Origin of the sequence: Rhodococcus sp. KBW08 (genome assembly GCF_003852455.1) — a bacterium.
Classification (GTDB): domain Bacteria; phylum Actinomycetota; class Actinomycetes; order Mycobacteriales; family Mycobacteriaceae; genus Rhodococcus_F; species Rhodococcus_F baikonurensis.
This window is the reverse complement of record NZ_QAJJ01000002.1, coordinates 25,784-44,930: the sequence shown is the minus strand read 5'-3', so window position 1 is coordinate 44,930 and position 19,147 is coordinate 25,784. Positions and strand designations below refer to the sequence as shown.

At 62.4% G+C, this 19,147-nt stretch carries 19 protein-coding genes; 11 read left to right on the top strand and 8 right to left on the bottom strand.

The genetic code is table 11. From position 1 onward, the window contains the following. The first annotated feature begins 125 nt into the window (after positions 1–125). From DBV08_RS00530 to DBV08_RS00515, 4 genes are all read left to right on the top strand, one after another. Entirely contained in the window at positions 126–383 is a 258-nt protein-coding gene (locus DBV08_RS00530) for a DUF3311 domain-containing protein (RefSeq protein WP_124566222.1), read from the top strand. Further along, positions 380–1,873, top strand: a complete 1,494-nt coding sequence (locus DBV08_RS00525) for a sodium:solute symporter (RefSeq protein WP_124566221.1) — start codon at positions 380–382, stop codon at positions 1,871–1,873. The genes DBV08_RS00530 and DBV08_RS00525 overlap by 4 nt, the downstream gene beginning before the upstream one ends. Further along, positions 1,873–3,462, top strand: a complete 1,590-nt coding sequence (locus DBV08_RS00520; RefSeq protein WP_124566220.1) for an amidohydrolase — start codon at positions 1,873–1,875, stop codon at positions 3,460–3,462. Before DBV08_RS00525 ends, DBV08_RS00520 begins: the two co-directional genes overlap by 1 nt. Before the next feature lie 934 nt (positions 3,463–4,396). Continuing rightward, complete coding sequence (locus DBV08_RS00515; protein ID WP_095970624.1) at positions 4,397–5,305, top strand: tyrosine-protein phosphatase; 909 nt, start codon at positions 4,397–4,399, stop codon at positions 5,303–5,305. Positions 5,306–5,468: 163 nt separating this feature from the next. On the opposite strand, the gene DBV08_RS00510 is transcribed toward DBV08_RS00515, so the two are convergent. Then, the gene (locus tag DBV08_RS00510) at positions 5,469–6,044 is read right to left on the bottom strand and encodes a TetR/AcrR family transcriptional regulator (protein WP_095970623.1); all 576 of its coding nucleotides are present in this window, start codon (positions 6,042–6,044) and stop codon (positions 5,469–5,471) included. Positions 6,045–6,153: 109 nt separating this feature from the next. Between DBV08_RS00510 and DBV08_RS00505 the strand changes: the two genes are divergently transcribed. From DBV08_RS00505 to DBV08_RS00495, 3 genes are all read left to right on the top strand, one after another. Continuing rightward, positions 6,154–7,335, top strand: a complete 1,182-nt coding sequence (locus DBV08_RS00505; protein WP_095970622.1) for an SGNH/GDSL hydrolase family protein — start codon at positions 6,154–6,156, stop codon at positions 7,333–7,335. Between the two features lie 71 nt (positions 7,336–7,406). Next, positions 7,407–7,913, top strand: coding sequence for a VOC family protein (locus DBV08_RS00500; protein WP_124566219.1), 507 nt, complete (start codon positions 7,407–7,409; stop codon positions 7,911–7,913). Positions 7,914–7,965: 52 nt separating this feature from the next. Continuing rightward, positions 7,966–8,781 carry a MerR family transcriptional regulator gene (locus tag DBV08_RS00495; RefSeq protein WP_185564380.1) on the top strand — a complete coding sequence of 272 codons (816 nt, stop codon included), beginning with the start codon at positions 7,966–7,968 and terminating at the stop codon, positions 8,779–8,781. A 19-nt stretch (positions 8,782–8,800) separates the two neighbouring features. Here the strand turns inward: DBV08_RS00495 and DBV08_RS32180 are convergent, their stop codons facing one another. Further along, complete coding sequence (locus DBV08_RS32180) at positions 8,801–8,956, bottom strand: hypothetical protein (protein ID WP_172436565.1); 156 nt, start codon at positions 8,954–8,956, stop codon at positions 8,801–8,803. Between the two features lie 276 nt (positions 8,957–9,232). Here DBV08_RS32180 and DBV08_RS00490 point away from each other — a divergent pair, with 276 nt between their 5' ends. Then, positions 9,233–10,282: a biotin/lipoate A/B protein ligase family protein gene (locus tag DBV08_RS00490; RefSeq protein ID WP_124566217.1), complete on the top strand. Its 1,050-nt coding sequence runs from the start codon at positions 9,233–9,235 to the stop codon at positions 10,280–10,282. 94 nt (positions 10,283–10,376) lie between these two features. Here DBV08_RS00490 and DBV08_RS00485 read toward each other — a convergent pair whose 3' ends face one another. Together DBV08_RS00485 and DBV08_RS00480 are read right to left on the bottom strand one after the other, a co-directional pair. Then, on the bottom strand, positions 10,377–11,537 hold the full coding sequence (locus DBV08_RS00485; protein ID WP_124566216.1) for a hypothetical protein: 1,161 nt from the start codon (positions 11,535–11,537) through the stop codon (positions 10,377–10,379). Continuing rightward, positions 11,537–12,484, bottom strand: a complete 948-nt coding sequence (locus tag DBV08_RS00480) for a metal-dependent hydrolase (protein ID WP_095970618.1) — start codon at positions 12,482–12,484, stop codon at positions 11,537–11,539. The genes DBV08_RS00485 and DBV08_RS00480 overlap by 1 nt, the downstream gene beginning before the upstream one ends. A 225-nt stretch (positions 12,485–12,709) precedes the next feature. Here DBV08_RS00480 and DBV08_RS00475 point away from each other — a divergent pair, with 225 nt between their 5' ends. Continuing rightward, positions 12,710–13,318, top strand: coding sequence for a TetR/AcrR family transcriptional regulator (locus tag DBV08_RS00475; RefSeq protein WP_124566215.1), 609 nt, complete (start codon positions 12,710–12,712; stop codon positions 13,316–13,318). 12 nt (positions 13,319–13,330) lie between these two features. On the opposite strand, the gene DBV08_RS00470 is transcribed toward DBV08_RS00475, so the two are convergent. Beyond that, on the bottom strand, positions 13,331–14,065 hold the full coding sequence (locus DBV08_RS00470; RefSeq protein ID WP_095970616.1) for an energy-coupling factor transporter transmembrane protein EcfT: 735 nt from the start codon (positions 14,063–14,065) through the stop codon (positions 13,331–13,333). Next, positions 14,062–16,101, bottom strand: coding sequence for an ATP-binding cassette domain-containing protein (locus DBV08_RS00465; protein WP_124566214.1), 2,040 nt, complete (start codon positions 16,099–16,101; stop codon positions 14,062–14,064). The genes DBV08_RS00470 and DBV08_RS00465 overlap by 4 nt, the downstream gene beginning before the upstream one ends. Positions 16,102–16,203: 102 nt before the next feature. Here DBV08_RS00465 and dapB point away from each other — a divergent pair, with 102 nt between their 5' ends. Further along, positions 16,204–16,968: a 4-hydroxy-tetrahydrodipicolinate reductase gene (dapB, locus tag DBV08_RS00460; RefSeq protein ID WP_124566213.1), complete on the top strand. Its 765-nt coding sequence runs from the start codon at positions 16,204–16,206 to the stop codon at positions 16,966–16,968. Further along, the gene (locus DBV08_RS00455) at positions 16,965–17,429 is read left to right on the top strand and encodes a hypothetical protein (RefSeq protein ID WP_046378448.1); all 465 of its coding nucleotides are present in this window, start codon (positions 16,965–16,967) and stop codon (positions 17,427–17,429) included. The genes dapB and DBV08_RS00455 overlap by 4 nt, the downstream gene beginning before the upstream one ends. Positions 17,430–17,463: 34 nt before the next feature. On the opposite strand, the gene DBV08_RS00450 is transcribed toward DBV08_RS00455, so the two are convergent. Next, positions 17,464–18,120, bottom strand: a complete 657-nt coding sequence (locus tag DBV08_RS00450; protein ID WP_124566212.1) for a DUF3105 domain-containing protein — start codon at positions 18,118–18,120, stop codon at positions 17,464–17,466. Between the two features lie 47 nt (positions 18,121–18,167). Beyond that, a complete protein-coding gene (locus DBV08_RS00445; RefSeq protein ID WP_260395277.1) occupies positions 18,168–19,115 on the bottom strand; it encodes a hypothetical protein in 948 nt (315 codons plus the stop codon). Positions 19,116–19,147: the final 32 nt, after the last annotated feature.

Genomic DNA, 19,147 nt, shown 5'->3' with positions numbered 1-19,147 from the left:
GTTCACCCATGGTCCCGCCATAGTGACGGGAGGCACACTCAACGCTAGACCGGACGACGATTCGACGGCAAAACGCCCCTCGCCTCAACTGCTCCGGATCGATCAACGGCTAAGGAGCCACAATCATGTCCAACGAGGCGAAGAGTGCCTTGCTCGCAATCGGAGTTCCGTTCGTCGGGGTGCTGGGCGGGATAGTTGCGCTCTCCGGATCCGAACTGACTGTTCTCGGATTTCCCATTTTGTTCGCGTGGCTTTTCCTGTGGATGCCGCTTACTTCGTTATGTCTCCATTTGGCATGGAAGTTCTTTGACCGCAAGGACTTCGAGGAAGCGGAAAGAAACGAACTGGCTCAGGCCATGACCGAGATCGGGGATCCGACATGATCGCTGCAACATTTACGCTCGTGCTACTCCTCGCGCTCGGCGCCGGAGTGCTTTCACGCCGTGGAAGCAAAAAAGAGATCTCCGACTACCTCGTGGGCGGGCGATCTTTCGGTCCCGTGCTGGTTTTCATCCTGGGAGCCGGTGAGGCCTACAGCATCGGCACGCTCATCGGATTCCCTGGCGGTGTGTACGCCCACGGTGCAAGCTACGGCGTCTGGTTCATCGGGTACATCTTGCTTGCCTACCCGATCGGATACTTCTTTGCGCCCTATCTCTGGCGGGCAGGCAAGCGGTACAACGCGATGACGCTGCCAGATGTGGCAGGGCGGCACTTTCGGTCGCGCGGGTTGGAACTGACAATTGCGATTGCTTCGGTAGTCTTCCTCATTCCCTGGGGGCAGCTGCAGCTTGCCGGCCTCCAGGTTGCACTGAGCGGACTTGGCATCACCATCAACCCGACGGTGGCGGTTTTCGTCGGCGCTGCGCTTGCTCTGCTCTTCCTCCTGCTTTCGGGTGTGCGTGCACCGGCGTTCGTGTCTTACGTCAAGGACGCAGCTCTGCTGCTGGGTGCGATCCTGATCGGACTCGCCGCCACGGCCAAATCGGGCGGTATCACGAAGCTCTTCGCCGATGCGGCATCCCATGGGGCTGGGCAGGCTTCGCAATCCACCGTCACCGGTTCGTCGCTGACCTTCGTGCTCACCACAATTGTGTTCCAGTCACTCGGCTTCTTCGTTTTTCCCTTCATAGTGCAGGCGGTGCTCTCGGCGAAGTCCGAGGCAACCCTCAAGCGAGTCGCCCGATTCAACCCGCTGTACATGCTCATGTATCCCTTCCTTGTCGCTGCTGCCTTCGGCGCAATTTCATTGCTGCCCAACAAGCTCGAGGGCGCAGAGTCCAATGAGGTACTCCTGCAACTGTCCCGCCTCGTGCTCCCGGACTGGCTGACCGGAGTGGTGGCGGGTGGTGCGGCACTGTGCGCGATCGTTGTCCTGTGTGGTTCGGCGCTGGGGATCGGCTCGATAGTCTCGCGGAACATCGTTCCCGGGATACCCGAATCAAGTCAGAGAGTGTGGGTGCGCGGGGTCATTGTCGCCTACCTCGGCCTCTCGCTGATCCTGACCCTCGCCGCACCCCAATTGTTGCTGACGCTTGTGAACACCGCGTATTACGGGGTGACCCAGGCGGTGGTGGTGTTCGCGACGATGATATTCGGATGGAAGCTGCGACCGGCAGCGCTCGCGATGGGCGTGGTGCTCGGCGACGTGGTGGTGCTCTGGCTGTACCTCGACACACACGGCACGGTATCGATGTGGTTGTCGGATCACGGGATAAACATCGGTGCCGCAGCCCTCGTGCTGAACGTGTTGTTCGTGTCCGCTACTCGGCTGATGTGGCCTCCAGTCGAAGCGGTTTCGGGTCTGCGGGCCGAAAATCGATCGGCACCATCGCCTAGCCCCGTCACCACGACCGCGAAGGCGGATATCTGATGACCAGAACGTTACTCACCGCAGATGCAATCCTCACCCAGGACGCGGCGTCACCGCAGGTAGAGGCCCTCGTCCTCGATGGAGGCCTGGTTGTCGCCACCGGAAGTCGAAAGGACATGGCGGAGCACGCAGGACCGGGAACTCGTCGGCTCGATCTGGCTGGCTCAACTGTGATCCCGGGGCTGATCGAGTCGCACATTCACCCGACCTATGCCGGCTTGACTGACGGTTGGGCTGATTGTCGGACGCCACCGTGCGCCTCGATCGCGGATATCCAATGGGCGCTGCGGAACTCTGCTCCCACTCACGGCTGGATACGTGGATGGGGGTATGACGACACACAACTTCGAGAAGGTCGCCATCTCACCCGCGATGACCTCGACGCAGTCTGCACTGACCGCCCGATCATCGTTCTGCACATCTCGGGGCACTTTGCGGTGGCAAACACCGTCGCTCTGGCAACTGCAGGCATCGACGAATCGACGGTCAATCCCGGGGACTCGCAGTTTCCGCGTGGGGCGGATGGGAGGCTCACAGGGATGGCCTGGGAAATCGATGCCGTGGCCCGGCTGAGCGCCGCGATACCAGACCTGACACAGGCAGAGGTGCAGACCGCGCTGCTGCGTAGCTTGATCCTGGCGCGTTCGCGAGGAATCACGACCGTGCACGATCTAGGAGTCGGCCTGTCGGCGGGCATGCAGGAGCTGGCTGCGTATCGTGCCCTGGACACCATGGGCAAGATGCCCGTGCACACGGTTGGCTTCCTTCGGGGCGATCTCGCGATCGCAGAACTGGCGGAAGGGAACATTGCTTTCACGGCTGCACCGGCCCCAGGGGCACGTTTCCGCTTGGCTGGCGCCAAATTCTGGGCGGATGGGTCCATTCAAGGGTTGTCTGCAGCCTTGCGGACCCCGTACACCTGCAGCCCGAACCATCATGGTGATCTGCTCTATCCGCAGGAGCAGCTCGACGACATGGTTCTTCAGGTGCACCGCGAGGGAGGTCAGGTCGCGGTGCACGCCAACGGCGATGCGGCCGTAGCCGCCGCCATCACTGCGCTGCGCACTGCGCACCGCAGTGACGGACGTCGAGCGCGGCACCGTATCGAGCATTGCCAGGTAAGTGGGCCTGCGGATCTCGAGGCAATACGTGATGCCGAGATCGGGGTGAGCTTTTTCGTCAACCATGTCTTTCATTGGGGCGATCGTCACCGTGACCGGTTCCTCGGTCCTGAGAGAGCCGGCAACCTGGACCCGCTGGCGTGCGCCGATGACATCGGCTTGAAATTCGGGCTGCACTCGGATTGCCCGATAACGCCGATGGATCCTCTCGAGACGATTCGGACTGCTGTGAATCGGCTGACCATGGGCGGTGCCGTGCTTGGCTCTCACCAACGGATCGGAGTGCGGCGTGCAGTGCAGGCCATGACTGTGGACAGTGCGTACTTGGTCCACGACGAAGGCCGGGTGGGGATCTTGGCGCCGGGTCGTCGTGCGGACCTTGTCGCGCTCGACGGCACTCTCGCTGCTCTCGCAGATGCTGCGTCCGAAATTCCTCGGCCTGCGTTGGTCATGGTCGACGGCCGGTAGCTCGTGAGAGTGATTTCGTCCCAAACGGATGCCGGCTCGAGTTGGAGTTGATTCGACCTGCATTGACACGCTGACCCGCAGCTACCGATAGCGGTTGTGAGATCGGGGACCCGGAGATTCCGTGCAACCCGTCCTCTCGTTCAGATAGCTCTGCACGGTCGCTGCGAGCGGAAACACTATGGGGAGCTTAGTATGTCGAGATTTGTGCAGTTGCTCGACAGTGAGGTTGTCAGCGATGGGCAGTTGCGGGTGCCGCGTCCTATTCCTCTCATTGTTCTCCTTTTCAGAGTCAAGGCGGCAGTCGTTGACCCCTCGGCATGGAAATCTCCATAATCCCGCAACCATCGCCCGTACACGCAGATAGCAGTCGAACTGGAAACTCAGTTCGTCCGCTACTCGTCCAGCAACCACCGAAGCCGCCCTCCATGCCTGCGCTGGCTCGTTTGTTCAGTACGTGAAAACTGTGGTTCTACCGCATAAATGGCGCGGTCACCGAGGTGGGGACGGGCCGATGGTGCCGACTCGATCGGTTCGTCACCGCAGCGGTGTCACGATGATCCATCGGAGTGGCATGTCCATCGGAGCTTGGTTCGGCCAGCAATGCGAGTAATGCGAAACCGAGAACTGCCGGACCCAATAACCGTGAGTCTTCGTGACACGGCCACACAATATGGTGCTCAAACCTCATCACGGTCGTGCCGGACGTGTGGAGGGGCTGTGGCCGCGGTCTGTAGTTCGAGCGGGTCCGGCGTGGTCGATGGCGCTGCGGTGACCGGCACGAGTTTCTTCCCGCACGACGGCGACAATCCGGGCACCTGAACACTTGTCCGGTTTCCGGAGCAAAGTCGGGACGAGGAGCGCGTCACCCTTGTAATCTCGCACGTGAGTTTGCGGGGGCGCGGGGTCGTCACGCACAGTGAGTGAGAGGACGACGATGACGACTGCTTACACGCGCCGCCGAGGGGCGCGCCCTTTCGGGTTCGCCCTCGCTGCGCTCTTTGCCGTGGTTGCGGCCCTGACCGGTCCCACATTCGCCTCCGCTTCGAGCAGCGACCTGCAATCGGGTTCGAGCCAGTTCGGATCGTCCGGCGAGCACCCGCCGCTGCCAGAGATCCCACCGCCGTCCGCGGCCGCGATCAGGCTCGACGAGGCGCGGAACTTCCGCGACGTCGGCGGCTACCGGACTACCGACGGCAGGACCGTCCGGACAGGAATGGTGTTCCGTTCCAACAAGCTCAGCTCGCTCAGTGAGTCTGATCTGGCCAAACTCACCGCCGCGAACCTGACCCTCGACGTCGACCTGCGCAACACCTCCGAACGCGCGGAGGATCCCGATCGGATCCCTGCCGGGGTCACCTACCAGGTCGCCGACGTCGTCAGTATCGAACACGGCATCGCGTTCCACGAATTCGTTCCCCTGACCCTCGGTCGCGCGTTGATCGACGGCGCAGTCAACGGAACCTCGAACATCGGCCAGAGCATCGGCTACCCCTTCATGGTCAACTACCGAGGCTCCGATGTCGCCTTCCGTGACCTGCTGACTGCGATCGCGAACAACTCCAATGGCGCAACCGTCTACCACTGCAGTGCAGGGAAGGACCGCACCGGTTGGGGCACCGCGATCCTACTGACCATCCTCGGTGTCCCGCGTGAGGTCATCAGTGCCGATTTCATGGCGTCGAACACCTACCTGGGCCGCGACGACGCGGTGGACCTGTCGTGGCTCGATGCGGCGTACGCCCAGGTGGACCGGCTCTACGGCGGCATGGACGCTTACGTACGGGAGGGCCTCGGCGTCGACCAGGGCACTATCGACTCTCTGCGCGCCAAGCTTCTCGTCTAGGCGCAGTCCCACACCTCGGCTTCTTGCGCACTCAGTACCTCTGCTGTCCCAAAGCGGGCGAAACCCGGGTCGGAGAGTTCGAGAACCGTCCACCCTCCAGTGTTTCTCGGTCGAATGCGATTGCCAAGTGGCGCAAGAACTTTACTCGAAAGATCGCGTCTGATCACGGACTCGGCGCTGGCCAATTGGTCAGCATCGAATCGAGTGCCTCGAGGATCCTGGACCAGCTTTCCGCGCTGTCAGGTGCACTGTGACTGAACGATCCACCCAACTCGAGGCTGGCGTAGCCATGGAAAACGCTGCCCAGCAACCGAACTGCGTGAGTCTGGTCGAGGTCCGTGAGGTTGTACCCGCGCAGAATCGATCGCATCATCTGCGAGTGTCTGAAGCCAGCGCTCGCTGCTGCGGCCTCCGGGGTGAGGCGCATCTGCGACGCGGCGTACCGGCCGGGGTGTGCCTTCGCGTAGTTGCGATAGACGTTCGCGAAGGCGGTCAAGGCGTCGCGGCCGGACCGACCGGCCACGGCGTCGGCAGCCTGGTCGGCCAACTCTTCCAGGGCGAGTAATGCGATTCTGGTTTTGAGGTCGTTCGAACTCTTCACATGGGAGTACAGGCTCGCGACCTTGACGTCGAACTGTCTGGCGACTGCCGATACGGTCACCTGCTCGAAGCCGACCTCGTCGGCCAATTCGGCACCCGCCATGGCGAGGCGTTCGGGGGTGAGTCCTGCGCGAGGCATGTCCGATGGTCCTGTTCGTCGAAAAGTGAAACCCATTTGCCTAAATAGTATAGGCAAATTACTGTGTGCTGTAGTTGAACTTTACGCAAGCTATCTACAGGTGAATGACATGCACAGCCAGAGCAGCTGGATTACTACCGAAATTTCCGAGGACATCGTGCGCGGAGCCCTCGAAATCGAACGGACCGAACGCGGTGTGCTGACGCACCGTCTACCTGCCAGGGCTCGCGCACTCTTCGCTGACGGGCAGATGGCCATGGCGCAATCACAACCCTCCGGAGTGCGGCTTGTGTTCCGAACGAGCGCTACGAGCATCGAACTCGATACTCTGCCCACGAAAATGATCTACACCGGCGCCCCGCCGAGACCACAAGGGGTGTACGACCTGCTCGTCGACGGCGAACTGGCCGGGCAAGCAAGCGCCGCGGGCGGCAATTCGGTGACGATCGACATGGCGACCGGCGCCGCTCAGAAGCAGTCCGGGCCCGTCAGCACCATTCGTTTCGCGGACCTGCCCACGCGATCGAAGGATGTCGAGATCTGGTTGCCGCACAACGAGACCACCGAACTTGTCGCACTTCGAACCGACGCCCCACTCGAACCCGCGGACGACACGAAGCGCCGCGTGTGGCTCCATCACGGAAGCTCGATCAGTCAAGGATCCGGCGCTGAAAGTCCCTCCGGCACTTGGCCTGCTCTTGCAGCCTCCGTCGGCGGAGTGGATCTGATCAACCTCGGGTTCAGTGGCAGCGCTCTGCTGGACCAGTACATCGCCCGCGCGATGCGAGACACTTCTGCTGACCTGATCAGCATCAAGATGGGTATCAATCTGGTCAACTCCGACGTGATGCGTCTGCGGGCCTTCACATCGGCAATGCACGGCTTCCTCGACACGGTTCGCGACGGTCATCCAGTGACTCCGCTGCTGGTCGTTTCGCCGGTCTATTGCCCGATTCACGAAGACACGCCGGGACCTGGTGCTTTCGATTTCGATGCACTTGCCAGAGGCGAAATGCGGTTCGTTGCCACCGGAGATCCCGCCGAGCGTGCATCCGGGAAGCTGACGCTGCGCTCGATTCGGGAAGAGTTGGCGCGCATCGTAACCCAGCGATCGGTCGATGATCCCAATCTGCATTACGTCGACGGGTGCGATCTCTACGGTGCGGCCGAGAATGCGGAGCTGCCGCTGCCCGATCAGCTCCATCCGGACGCTGCAACGCATCGTCTCATCGGTGAACGCTTTGCCCAACGTGTATTCGCAAACGGCGGTGTATTCGCCGGACAGGTGTAATCGCGCAGTCTGGTTCGATCCGAGTTCACGCGATTTGACCCTGACGTAGCGTGAGGGCTCACGATGACTTCATGACCGACACCTACCCAGCATTCGACATCAGCCCCGTCCCTGTTCCTACAACCGATGCTGTGCCTCCGGAACAGTTCCGAGGTCTCTACGGAATGCCGATGTTCGTCTCGATTCCTACTTCGGATCTGGCCGAATCGGTCGACTTCTGGATCCGCGGACTCGGCTTCTTCGACCTAGTTTCGGTGCCTGATCGACTGACGCACCTGCGACGCTGGGCATTTCAGGACGTCTTGCTCGTACCCGGTGAGCGAGCAGATTCGCCACCGTCCGTCAGCGTGAGCTTTGCGTGTGTGCTGAGCCAGATTGGCCAGATAGCAAATGCGTGCGAGGAATTGCGGGCCGGATGCACCAGCGGACCGCACGTGAAGCCGTGGAATTCCCTCGAGTTGGAAATTGTGACACCGGAGAATGCACATGTGATCATGACTGCCGCTCGTCCGTACGACCCGAACAGTGCCGAGGCAGAGTATCTGCGAGGTATGGGAATTGACGGACCAGGCGACTGAGCGGCGGTCTGACGCCGTGGCCTCCCGCACCGCGTCTGTCAAACTGGATGCCGTGACGGACCAACTCTTCGGAGACGACGCAGACAGTGCTCTGACTGTCGGTGCAGCCGCATCACGACTGGGCGTAACCGTACGTACCCTTCATCATTGGGACGCAATCGGTTTGGTGTGCCCGTCCGGTCGCAGCGACGGAGGCTACCGGCAGTACACCGACGCGGACCTCGGCCGCATCGGCCGGGTGCTTGTCTACCGTGACGTGGGCTTGTCGCTCGACGAGATCGGGGTATTGCTCGAAGCGCCCGCACTCCACGTGGACGAGACGCTGCGTGGGCAGCGCGCCGAATTGCGGCAACGGATCGCCGACTTGGAGGCACTGGGCGAGTCCTTGGATCGCATCATCGATGCCAGGAGGTCGGGCGTGCTGTTGCCGGCAGACGAACAGGTCTCGATCTTCGGCCGGCACTGGCAGCCGTCATGGGGGCCCGAGGCGCACGAGCGTTGGGGCGACAGCGCGCAGTGGGCGCAGCACGCGGAACGGTCGGCGGGTAGGACCGCTGAGGATTGGCAGAAGATCGCCGACGGCGTCGAGACGCTCAACGACGATCTGGCGTCGGCGTGCCACTCCGGTGTCGAACCGGGAAGCGACGAGGCGAATTCGCTGGCAGAACGGCACCGAGCGTCTATCGGCGTCTACTTCGACTGCACACTTTCGATGCAGGTGTGCCTGGGGCGGATGTACGTTGCCGATCCGGGCTTCTCCGAGTTTTTCGACCAGGTCGAGACCGGTCTGGCTGCGTGGCTCCACGCCGTCATCGATGCGAACGCTCTGGCCAATGGAGTTGTCCCCGAATCGGCGACGTGGGTGTGAGTGAGCTGGAAGTCGCTCGTCAGTCCAACGATGCGCAGGCAGTGCACCACGGTCGGCCGTCGACCCCGGGGGCTCGATGGGCCACTGCGATGCGAGCGGCCAAGATACAGCTTTCGTTGTCGTGATAGACGTCGAGATCCGAAGGAACCGTCGAGTGGAACGCCGGGACCTTCATGTCTACCTCCGTTGTGACTCGCCAGCGAGTTGGCTCGTTGCGGCAATCCTCCCACCCCAGAGATCATCTCGCCTGTCGGCAGAAGTATGGCCGTTGCTCGACCATATGGCCGGGGTCTGACGCGTGCAGTCCCGTAGCCGCGATTGTGCAGCCCCACAGTGACTTACAGCGGTGAGAGCCTGATCACCTTGCCGGCCGAAGAGATGCGCACTGCGCACGCGGTGTGATCTTCGACGGCGCTCACCGCAAAGAATCCCGCAGGGATAGGCTGGACGAATGCGTGGAGAGTACAAGGTTCCTGGTGGAAAACTGGTCGCGGTCGACGTCGAGGTGGCGGATGGTCGACTAGCCGACGTCGCAGTCTCGGGGGACTTCTTCCTCGAGCCAGACAGCGCGCTCGACGACATCAACGCAGCGTTGCGCGGAATGCCCGCCGACTCGGATGCAGAACAGTTGGCGCAAGCCATCTCCGCTGCGCTCGACGAGTCCGTCTCGATGATCGGCTTCACGCCCCAGTCGGTCGGCATTGCGATCCGGCGCGCACTCGGTCACGCCACGAGTTGGGCGGATCACACGTTCGACCTCATCCCGCCGGTGGTTCTCGATCCCGCGATGCACGTCGCGCTGGACGAGGTCATCGCGCGTGAGGTGGCATCGGGTGAGCGTCCGCCGACGCTGCGATTCTGGGACTGGGACTCGCCCCTGGTCGTGATCGGATCGTTCCAGTCGGTGCGTAACGAGGTCGACTCCGAGGCGGCAGCGCGGCACGGCATCGGCGTGGTGCGCCGAATCTCCGGTGGCGGCGCGATGTTCATGGAACCGGGCAACTGCATCACGTACTCGTTGGCCGTACCGGCGTCGTTGGTCGAAGGTTTGAATTTCGAGCAGTCCTACGCATTTCTCGATCAGTGGGTGATGGGAGCGCTTGCCGAGGTCGGTATCAACGCTCGCTACGTGCCGCTCAACGACATCGCCTCGGACAAGGGCAAGATCGCCGGCGCTGCTCAGAAGCGATTCGCGTCCGGCACTGTGCTCCATCACGTGACCATGGCCTACGACATCGACGCGGAGAAAATGACGCAGGTGCTGCGAATCGGACGAGAGAAGATGTCGGACAAGGGAACCAAGAGTGCGGCCAAACGTGTCGATCCGTTGCGTTCGCAGACCGGAATGACACGCGCGGCCATCCTGGAGTCGTTTGCGCAGCACTTCCGAGGCCAATACGACACCCGTGACAGCGATTACACGGACTCGGAGTTGGAGCAGGCGCGCAAGCTGGTGGACACGAAGTTCAGCACCGAAGCGTGGACTCACCGCGTCCCGTGACCCTGGGACACCGTGACCCTGGGACGCCGTGACCCCGTGACCCTGGGAAATCGGGAAATCGGGACGAGACCCGAGGGGTCTCGTCCCGGTCGACCTAGGTAGCCGGGGTCGTTGAGTGTGCCCCGAGAAGTTCAGCGTCGTCGACGACGGAGTTCCTCTTCGGAATTGTGAAAGTTGCGCTCACACACAGGATTGCGATGACGAAGCACGCCAGTGTGTACCAGAGATTTCCGATGGGATCCCCAGCGCTGGTGGAACCGTCGACCGCGTCGAAGAAGTCGGGAAGCGCACTCGCCCACAGTACGGCCATGACAACCAGGTACACCACGCTGTAGACCTGTACGAATCTGTTGGTGTGTGCAGAAGTGTTCGATTCAGCCGAGCGCAAGTCTCGCCATTGCCGGACGAGAACCACGATCGCGACCATTGTGAGGACGGCGAGTTCCGCCGCGTAGAGGAACCCACGAACGGTGTCGCTACCCATCCCGAAGACCGTCGCCGGGAGCGGGAGAATGAACGTGCCCAGCGAGGCCAGAAGGCCGATGACGATGGTGCGCCACACCAACTGAAGTCCGGAGAAGTGCTTGCCGGCGTCAACGTGCCGTCCGACGAAGTACTGGACGCAGAATGCCAACGACATGGGCCACAGCGCGGCGAAGACGACCACGCTGGGAAGTGGAACCGCGTCGAACATGGGTTGGTTGATCGGGTTCGACGTCGACCACTCCCACCATCGCAACTGGGGTCCCAGATGGTCGAAGATTTCGTAGAACGCATGGTGGACGAAGCCGACGCAGACTGCGCCCAGTAGTGGACCGTACTTGCGGAAAACGCCGAGCATTCTGACTATTTCGAAGGCCAGTGTCGCCATGAGCGGGTAGATGGCAATGATGTACAGCGGCAGTCGACCCCACATGAAGTCGACGGTGAACACGTTGTGCGCGAACATCGTGTCCACTTGTTCTTCGATGCCGAATGCCGCCGGGAAGTACAGCGGGGGCTCGATGATGAACAGGTAGGCGGTGGCGCCGAACCAGAGAACCAAGTTGGTGGGGTCACCGTTGCGGCGCAGTCGCACGATCGCCAAAACCAGTGCGAGCACCGAACCGACGATGATCGTCCATTCGAGGACGGGCAGGGTCCAGTTCTCGAGCGCCGCCGGGTTACGGAACTCGACGAGTCCACCTGCTTCCTGGCAGGAGAAACCGAGTTCTGTTGCGAGCTGCGCGAATGTGGGGGAGCAGTGCTCTGCCATCAGTTGGCCCCTGACGTGATCGACTCGGCCTGTGCCTGAGATTCGGCGGTGTACCAGCGTGTGCAGTCGTAGCCGTCGTCGTAACGCTTGAACCACTGGTCGGCCAATGCGGGGAGCTTCTCGTGGTCCGGGTTGTGATTGGGCATCTGGCTGCGGAAGACACCGCCGAGTGCGACGAGTTGTTCGCCGAGTTGCAGGTGATCGAAGGCACGGGGCATGGTGCCCTTGGTCAGGTAGGGCGCAAATGACGTCAGAATCTTCTGCTTGGTGCGGTGCATGGCGAACATCGACAGCGAGTCGACTTGCCGTTCGGAGAGCGGAACGTGCTGGTTGAACCCTGCACAGGCGATGCGAATCACCTTCATCACGTGCGCGAAGATCGACGGCGCCATCCGCATTCGGTAAAGCTCGCTTCCGACAACGGAATTGAAGATGATCAGTGCCGAGCTGCGATGCTCGACCTCCTCGACGAAGTGCCAGATGAACAGCGACGCGACGCGATCGTCTCCCGGACGGAACAAGGTCGCCTCGTTGTCGAGCATCAGCTTGAACACCGGTGTGAAAGTCGCCTCCAGATCAGCGGTGTACGCGAGCCGGTAGTTCAGCGAGGTCGCCTCGGTCAGCAGATCGAATTCACCGATCACGGCGTCGAGCGTGTTCTGCAGTCCGGGGTAACGCCTGATCAGAGCCTTCACATGTTGGCGGTGGGCGGTCGAGTGGTGGCCTTCTTGACGCATGAATGCCACGGCTTCCTCGGCGACCTCCGGATCGCTGATCCGCGACTTGGTCTGCATGATCATCTTCACGATCATCTTCTCGAAACCGATGGCCAGGAACGAGACCGCGTTGGACATGCTCGACCAAGCCGGATTCTCCGGGTTCCACAGGAAGGGAACGTCATGATCCTCGAATCCGAAATCCATCTTTCGGGGCTGAAGGTTGGTCACTTGTCGAACCTCGTCTTTCGGAGGGGCTGGTCAGGTGGCCGCTCTGGCACTGAAAGCCACGTGTGGCAGTGATCATACATATTCGTGTGCAGTTGTATGTTCACTTTCGACGACGAGAGTGCATTCGAGGGCCGCAGATGCAAAACCTGCTTGTGTTAGCCTGTGGCTCTTGGACTTCGAGCGCAAAGACATGGTTCGAGCCTCGTTCGAGCGAGGAAGTGGGCAGTGGCACGAAGGCGTGGGTGGGGCGGCAATCCACCGGACAGTGACGAAGATGCGTCTCGTCGAATTGTCGAGGCCGCTGTCGAGCTGATCGGACGAACGAGTTCGGAAATCAGTATCGGCGACGTCGCGGAGTCACTCGGCGTGATCCGTCAGACCGTGTACCGATACTTCCCCAGCGCCGACGCTCTGATGCGGGCAGCTGCGATCGCGTCGGTCGACGGCTACCTCGATCGACTCGCCACACACGTGAGCGGCATCGAAGATCCCGTCGAGGCGATGACCGAGGGTGTTGTCTACACACTGACCCAGGTCCACCGAACGCCGCATCTCGGCATTCTGCTCACAAGCACGAATTCGAGTGTGCACCCGGAAGGTCTGACCTCTCAGGAGGCGCAAGCCTTCGGAATGGCGATGATCACCCGTTTCGACGTGGACTGGGTGCGTTACGGCTACGACGACGCGTCACTTCAGGAACTGGTCGAATACGTCCTGCGGACGATGCAGTCGTTTTTCCTCGCGCCCGGCGACCCGAAGCGGAGCGACGAGGAACTGCGGCGATACCTGCGACGCTGGATGGGTTCGGCGATCATCGCCCAGTCCGTTCGGTGACGGGTGACCCGGTCAGCGGAGAATTATCGTCAAAGCGACCGCGCTCGCGCACGCTGCGATGACGACGACCAGGGCGAACAGGTCGGCCAGCTGAGGGCGCTTGGGGTATGCCGCGATCAATCCGGTGCCCCCGCGAGCGGAGATTGCTTCGCCCATTTCGGCAGATCGCCGAATTGCCACCGACATGGTTGTGGTGATCAGGTCGACTATCGAATTGTCGGCCGCGCTGTTCACCACAGCTTTCGGGCGCAGTCGCCGCGCTGCAACGAGGGTGAGCATCTCGTCGATCAACAGCGGAAGCGAACGAATACACAGGGCCGTCGCGATTGCCCACTCATCCACGGGAATCTTGAAGAATCGAAGTGGTCGGCCCAGCGTCGCCAAGGCGGGGGCCACATCGCTCATCGACGTCGTCCACGCCAACATCAGTGAGACGCAGAGCAATACGAGACCGAACGTCACAGCTTGCAGGTAGAGGAACACTGCGTCGAGGCCGATCGGAAGGTTGATCAACGCACCGAGCAGGATCAGCGCCCACAACCACCACGGAGGTCGAGGAACTGCAGTCGGGGGGATGCGTCCGATTACCGCGGTCAGCAACAACAATCCGAGTACGACGCCGATCGCCGGCCAGGACGGCGCGGCGACGACCACGATGCTGACGAGTACCACCGCAACGATCTTCGTTCCGGCCCACAATCGGTGGATCGGCGATGAAGTCGGGACTTCGCGCAGAAGTGTTGTCACGTCGTCGATCCTTCCAAAGCGCTGCTGGCGGCAGGGTCGAGGATGCGACCCTGCGACAGTCGAATTGTTCTGCTGCACACGGCGTCCATGCCGTCGACGTCATGCGAGATGACGACTACTGCGGTTCCGTTCCGACGAATCCACCTGAGCACGTTCAGGATTTCGTGTCGGCCGGGTGGATCGAGACCGGCCAGGGGTTCGTCGAGGATGAGTACGCGGGGTTGGCGGACGAGGAGACCGGCCAGCACGACGCGTCGCATCTGTCCGCCGCTCAACTCGTCGATGCTCCGACCTGCGATGTGACGATCGAGTCCGACGGCGTCGAGTGCCCACGAGACTTGTACGGATCCGATCTCCGGACCGCCGGCTGCCTCGATGTCTTCGGCGACGGTTCGACGCTGCAACTGCAACCGCGAATGTTGGAACGTGAGGCCGACGGTGCCGAGTTGGCGTGAGACGGGTTTGCCGTCGAAGACTGCGGTTCCCTTGCTCGGCGTGATCAAGCCCGCCATGATCCAGGCCAGAGTCGACTTACCGGAACCGTTGCCGCCCAGGACCAGGAGTCCCTCCCCGTCGCCGATGGTCAGATTCACGTCCGACAGTGCGCGTCGCGACCACGGAGTCCGGTCGCTGTACGTGTGGGTGACATCGGTGAGTTGGAGTACAGCACGTGTGCTGGTCGGCCACGGTGCAGATGGAGGACCCGCGAACGTCGACGTCATCCAGCCGGGTTGGTGATCGATCTGCCTTCCACGCTGGAGTTGGATCACCCGATCTGCGGCACGCGTATCGGCGTGGTGGTGGGTGACGAGTACCACGGCCATGGGATGGCGGCGTGGCAGTTCGGCGAGGAGCGCGACCAATTCCTCCCTGCCCGCCTGATCGACCATCGCGGTGGCTTCGTCGGCGATCAGCAGCGCGGGGCGCCGGGCCAGAGCCGCGGCAACCGCCAGGCGTTGCATCTCGCCGCCGGACAGCCCCGACGTCTCGCGCATGCCCATTCCGGCGAGTCCCACTTCGGCCAGCAGCGCATCGACGTCGGGATGTGACTCGGGGGGAAGCCCCCAGACGACGTCATCGGCGACCCGGGTTCCGAGGATCTGGCTCTCGGGACGTTGGAGGACAACGGCGGTTCCGCCGTGTCGGCCCAGACCGGCGGAACCGGGTCTCGTCAGGGTCCCGACAGTCGGCGCGCGACCGGCGAGCAACCGAGTGAGTGTGGACTTGCCCGAGCCGTTGTGGCCGACGACGGTGACGAACTCTCCTCGTCGCACCGTGAAGTTGACGTCGACGAGGGCCGGCGTCGATGCACCCGGATAGGTGAAGCCCACGTGATCGAAAGTGACCGGTAACGGATCGATCGGACGGTCGTCGGGTGTCGTCTCGAGTGGATCGGACGAGGGGAGCGCCGCCAATCGGTCGAGGACGGCACCGAGGACGAAATAGGAGACGACGGTACTGAGGACGATTCCGGAGATGATGGACACGCCGATCCACAACCACCAGTAGCCGATGATCGAGCCGATGCTGTTCTCGATCCATTCGGCTGCCCCGACCAGCGTGGGGGCGCGCTTCAAGATTGCGGCCACACCCAGCGCGGTGTTCTCGAGCGAGGTCAGCAACAAGGTGCGCAGGGGCGCGAGAACAAGCAACAGGACTATGGAGAACAACGCCAGCGCGGGCCCGATGACACATGACGAGAGCAACGCGGAGACGAAGCCGAGACCGCGCCGCTTGACGGTACCGATGATTCCGCCGAGGAGAGCGCTCAGCGCGACCGCCGCCGCAGATCCTGAACCCGCCGCGACGAAGGCGACCGCAGTAGCCGAGACACCGGCCGTCATCACGGCGCGGACTCGGAAGCGCTGGGCGACAATTCCCATCGGAACCGCTGCCACGAGGTTGAGGGCGCTGGCCATGGGGATGACCGTGGCAATGACGGACAACGCGACCGTGAATCCGGCCATGACGGCACCCGTTGCCAACTCGAGTGGTCGAAGGTTGCCGGTTTCGCGGACTTGCGGACGGTTGCTCACTACGTCCAGTGTGCCAGTGGTGACATAACTCCTGCCCGACTGATGGTGAGCGCATCTGCGCGATTGCGTAGGCTTCACCTCAAACAATGGATCGGACGGAGCGTGGAAGACGTGAGTGCAGCACCCATCAGGGTCGGGGTTCTGGGAGCCAAGGGCAAGGTCGGTCGAGCGATCTGCGAGGCAGTGGAAGCTGCTCCCGATCTGGAACTTGTCGCTCAGGTCGACACCGGAGATCGCATCGAGACGTTTGTCGACACCCGCACTCAGGTAGTGGTCGATTTCACCCACCCCGACGTCGTCATGGGAAATCTGGAATTCCTCGTGGCCAACGGAATTCACGCCGTGATCGGCACCACCGGTTTCGACGAGTCCAGGCTTGCGACGGTGCAGGCCTGGCTCGACGCCCAGCCGGCAACGGGTGTTCTCATCGCGCCCAACTTCGCTATCGGTGCCGTGTTGTTGATGCGCTTCTCCGCTGCTGCGGCACGCTTCTTCGATTCTGTCGAGGTCATCGAACTCCACCATCCCAACAAGGCCGATGCCCCCTCGGGTACCGCGTACCGAACGGCCGCCATGATCGCCGAGGCTCGCGCCGAAGCGGGCGTCGGACGCAGTCCGGACGCCACCACGACCGAGCTCGAGGGCGCACGTGGAGCTGACGTCGACGGCGTCCGGGTTCACTCTGTGCGGATGGCCGGACTGGTTGCGCATCAGGAAGTGATTCTCGGAACGCAGGGCGAGACGCTCACGATTCGCCACGACTCGATCGACCGGAATTCGTTCGCGCCGGGCGTTCTGCTCGGAGTCCGCCAGATCGGTTCGCGTCCGGGCCTGACGGTCGGTATCGATTCCTTCCTCGATCTATGAACAAGACCACCCGCACTCTCGCGCTGATCGTTGCGATCTGTATCGCGCTCGCGGTGTACTTCGTGCTGCTCGGCCAGCGCGGAATCCAGCTCATCCAGGACGGCGGTGGCGCCGCAATCGGTCTCGGGATCGGAGTGCTGATCCTGCCTTTCCTCGGGCTGTGGCTCGTCATCGCCACGCTCCGTGCCGGCTTCACGCACCAGCGTCTCGCGCAGCAGATTCACGACGAGGGCCTCGCCGTCGACGCGTCTGCGCTTCCGAAGCTGCCTTCGGGCCGGATCGAGCGAGCGGCGGCCGACGAGTTGTTCGCCCAGATCAAGGTCGACTGGGAAGCGGACCCGGACAACTGGAAGCAGAACTTCCGACTCGCTCGCGCCTACGACTACGCCGGTGACCGAAGCCGGGCTCGGGAAACCATGCGCCGGGCAGTGGAACTGGAACGCCGTTCTCGAGGCAAGTAGGTATCTCTGCTGCGGCGAGGGGGCCGCTGAGACGCTACCGCTCGGGAACCGTTGTGGGAGAAGACGGATCCGGAGCGGTGGGGTCGAATGGCGGCGGGTTGTTCGGGTCGAAACTCGTCACCGGCACCGAACACGTCGCGCCCACTTCGGGATACGTGTTCGGGTTGACCCGCAAAGCCGAGACGAATTGGTCGATGCGAGCGTCCGCGGCATTGTCGAGCTTGAGTTGACGGCCCCAAGACTGCAGTGAGATCGGCGAATCCAGGGTCGGATACGGCGACATCAACGTGTAGCTCATACCTTCGACTCGCTGCGCCAAGCGAGCCTGATCCTCGCTCGAGACGAGGTCGGGGTTGTACGTGATCCACACGGCCCCGTGCTCGAGGGAATGGACCGCATTTTCGGTCCGAATGGCTTGCGGATAGACAACTCCGGTGCAGTTTGCCCAGACCGAGTCATGGCGACCGCCGAAGGGCGGTGAATGTGTGTATGCCACACGTTCGTTCGGCCGTACGTGTTGGGCTGCTGGGTAGTCGACCGTGACAACTCCGTCGATGGCTCGGGACGGATCCGGATTGTCGACGCTCGGAACAAACGCATCCGGTTGAGGTGTTCCTTCGAGGGAATTCGCGCACGAAGCCAGCGCGAGAACTGCCGAGATCGCCACTGTCGCTCGAAGTTGTTTGTTCACTCGGCCATGATAGCGGCGCCTGTCCGCTTTCCCGGGACGTGAATCGACTACGACCCGAGAGAGCTTGTCGTCCCGCCCGAGAGCGCGATGTCACTGGCGCTTCGGAGAATTCGGAGCGGAGGCAGCGGCCCTTGGTATGCCTCGGAGCCACTGATCAGATCACCGGCCGCGTCGAACGCGATCGCCTCACCCTGTGGCTCGTCCGGAAGAGGCACACGAATCGGCTTGGTGGTCAAGGCTTTCACGACATCACCGTCGGGGGCTGTGTAGAGATAGACGTCGGTGTACGTGCGCAGTGCTACCACCGTGCCGTCTTTGCTCACGGCGCCGCCGGTGACAGCCATGGTTCCGGCGTGGGGGATCGGTCCACCGGAAGTGAGGGTGGGAGTGAATCTGAGCTGACCTACCTTGGCCAACATGGTCGGCGGCGCCGTACTCAGATCCTGAACGTGCTGTCGCTCAGCGGTTGTATAGACCGCGCTTGCGCCTAGGTAGTCCTTGGTGACGATCACGGGAAGCCCGTCGCTCTGGATCAGCACTGCCTCGGCGTCATGGGCCCCGTCCGGATAAGCCAGGGGGTAGGAGGTGGTGGCACCCGAAGCCGGATCGAGTTCGATCAGCCCGATCGACGTTCGTACCGCGTTGTTGTCGCCGATGTCTGCCAGCCACAGGTGGCCGTCGGGAGTCGACGAGAGATCCTCGACATCGACGCGAGGGGTGCCCACGTCGATCCAGCGCTGAACGTGGCAGTTCGAATCGAGTTCGGCGACCCGGTCGTCGGAGCCGCTGTCGCCGATTGCGTACATCCCGGTTGTTGTGACCGTGAGTCCGGACAGCTCGGAAAGGCCTGCATCAGTGGGCGTGCACAGTACGTCGAAGACACGCGGGGTCTGTTGCGCCGACGCTGGAACAGTGTGAATGCCCACGACCGCGGCGGCGAGAACAACCGAGCCGGCAGCCGCAGCGACTGAATGGGCAAGCGGGCGATTCCACATCACGATGCAGACCTCCGGGCCGAAGAATCGGG

Coding starts and splice junctions, on each gene's coding strand:
- DBV08_RS00530 (WP_124566222.1), top strand. CDS start 126: ATGTCCAACGAGGCGAAGAGTGCCTTGCTCGCAATCGGAGTTCCGTTC.
- DBV08_RS00455 (WP_046378448.1), top strand. CDS start 16,965: ATGAACAAGACCACCCGCACTCTCGCGCTGATCGTTGCGATCTGTATC.
- DBV08_RS00525 (WP_124566221.1), top strand. CDS start 380: ATGATCGCTGCAACATTTACGCTCGTGCTACTCCTCGCGCTCGGCGCC.
- DBV08_RS00510 (WP_095970623.1), bottom strand. CDS start 6,044: ATGCCTCGCGCAGGACTCACCCCCGAACGCCTCGCCATGGCGGGTGCC.
- DBV08_RS00515 (WP_095970624.1), top strand. CDS start 4,397: ATGACGACTGCTTACACGCGCCGCCGAGGGGCGCGCCCTTTCGGGTTC.
- DBV08_RS00505 (WP_095970622.1), top strand. CDS start 6,154: ATGCACAGCCAGAGCAGCTGGATTACTACCGAAATTTCCGAGGACATC.
- DBV08_RS00445 (WP_260395277.1), bottom strand. CDS start 19,115: ATGTGGAATCGCCCGCTTGCCCATTCAGTCGCTGCGGCTGCCGGCTCG.
- DBV08_RS00485 (WP_124566216.1), bottom strand. CDS start 11,537: ATGGCAGAGCACTGCTCCCCCACATTCGCGCAGCTCGCAACAGAACTC.
- DBV08_RS32180 (WP_172436565.1), bottom strand. CDS start 8,956: ATGAAGGTCCCGGCGTTCCACTCGACGGTTCCTTCGGATCTCGACGTC.
- DBV08_RS00520 (WP_124566220.1), top strand. CDS start 1,873: ATGACCAGAACGTTACTCACCGCAGATGCAATCCTCACCCAGGACGCG.
- DBV08_RS00490 (WP_124566217.1), top strand. CDS start 9,233: ATGCGTGGAGAGTACAAGGTTCCTGGTGGAAAACTGGTCGCGGTCGAC.
- DBV08_RS00500 (WP_124566219.1), top strand. CDS start 7,407: ATGACCGACACCTACCCAGCATTCGACATCAGCCCCGTCCCTGTTCCT.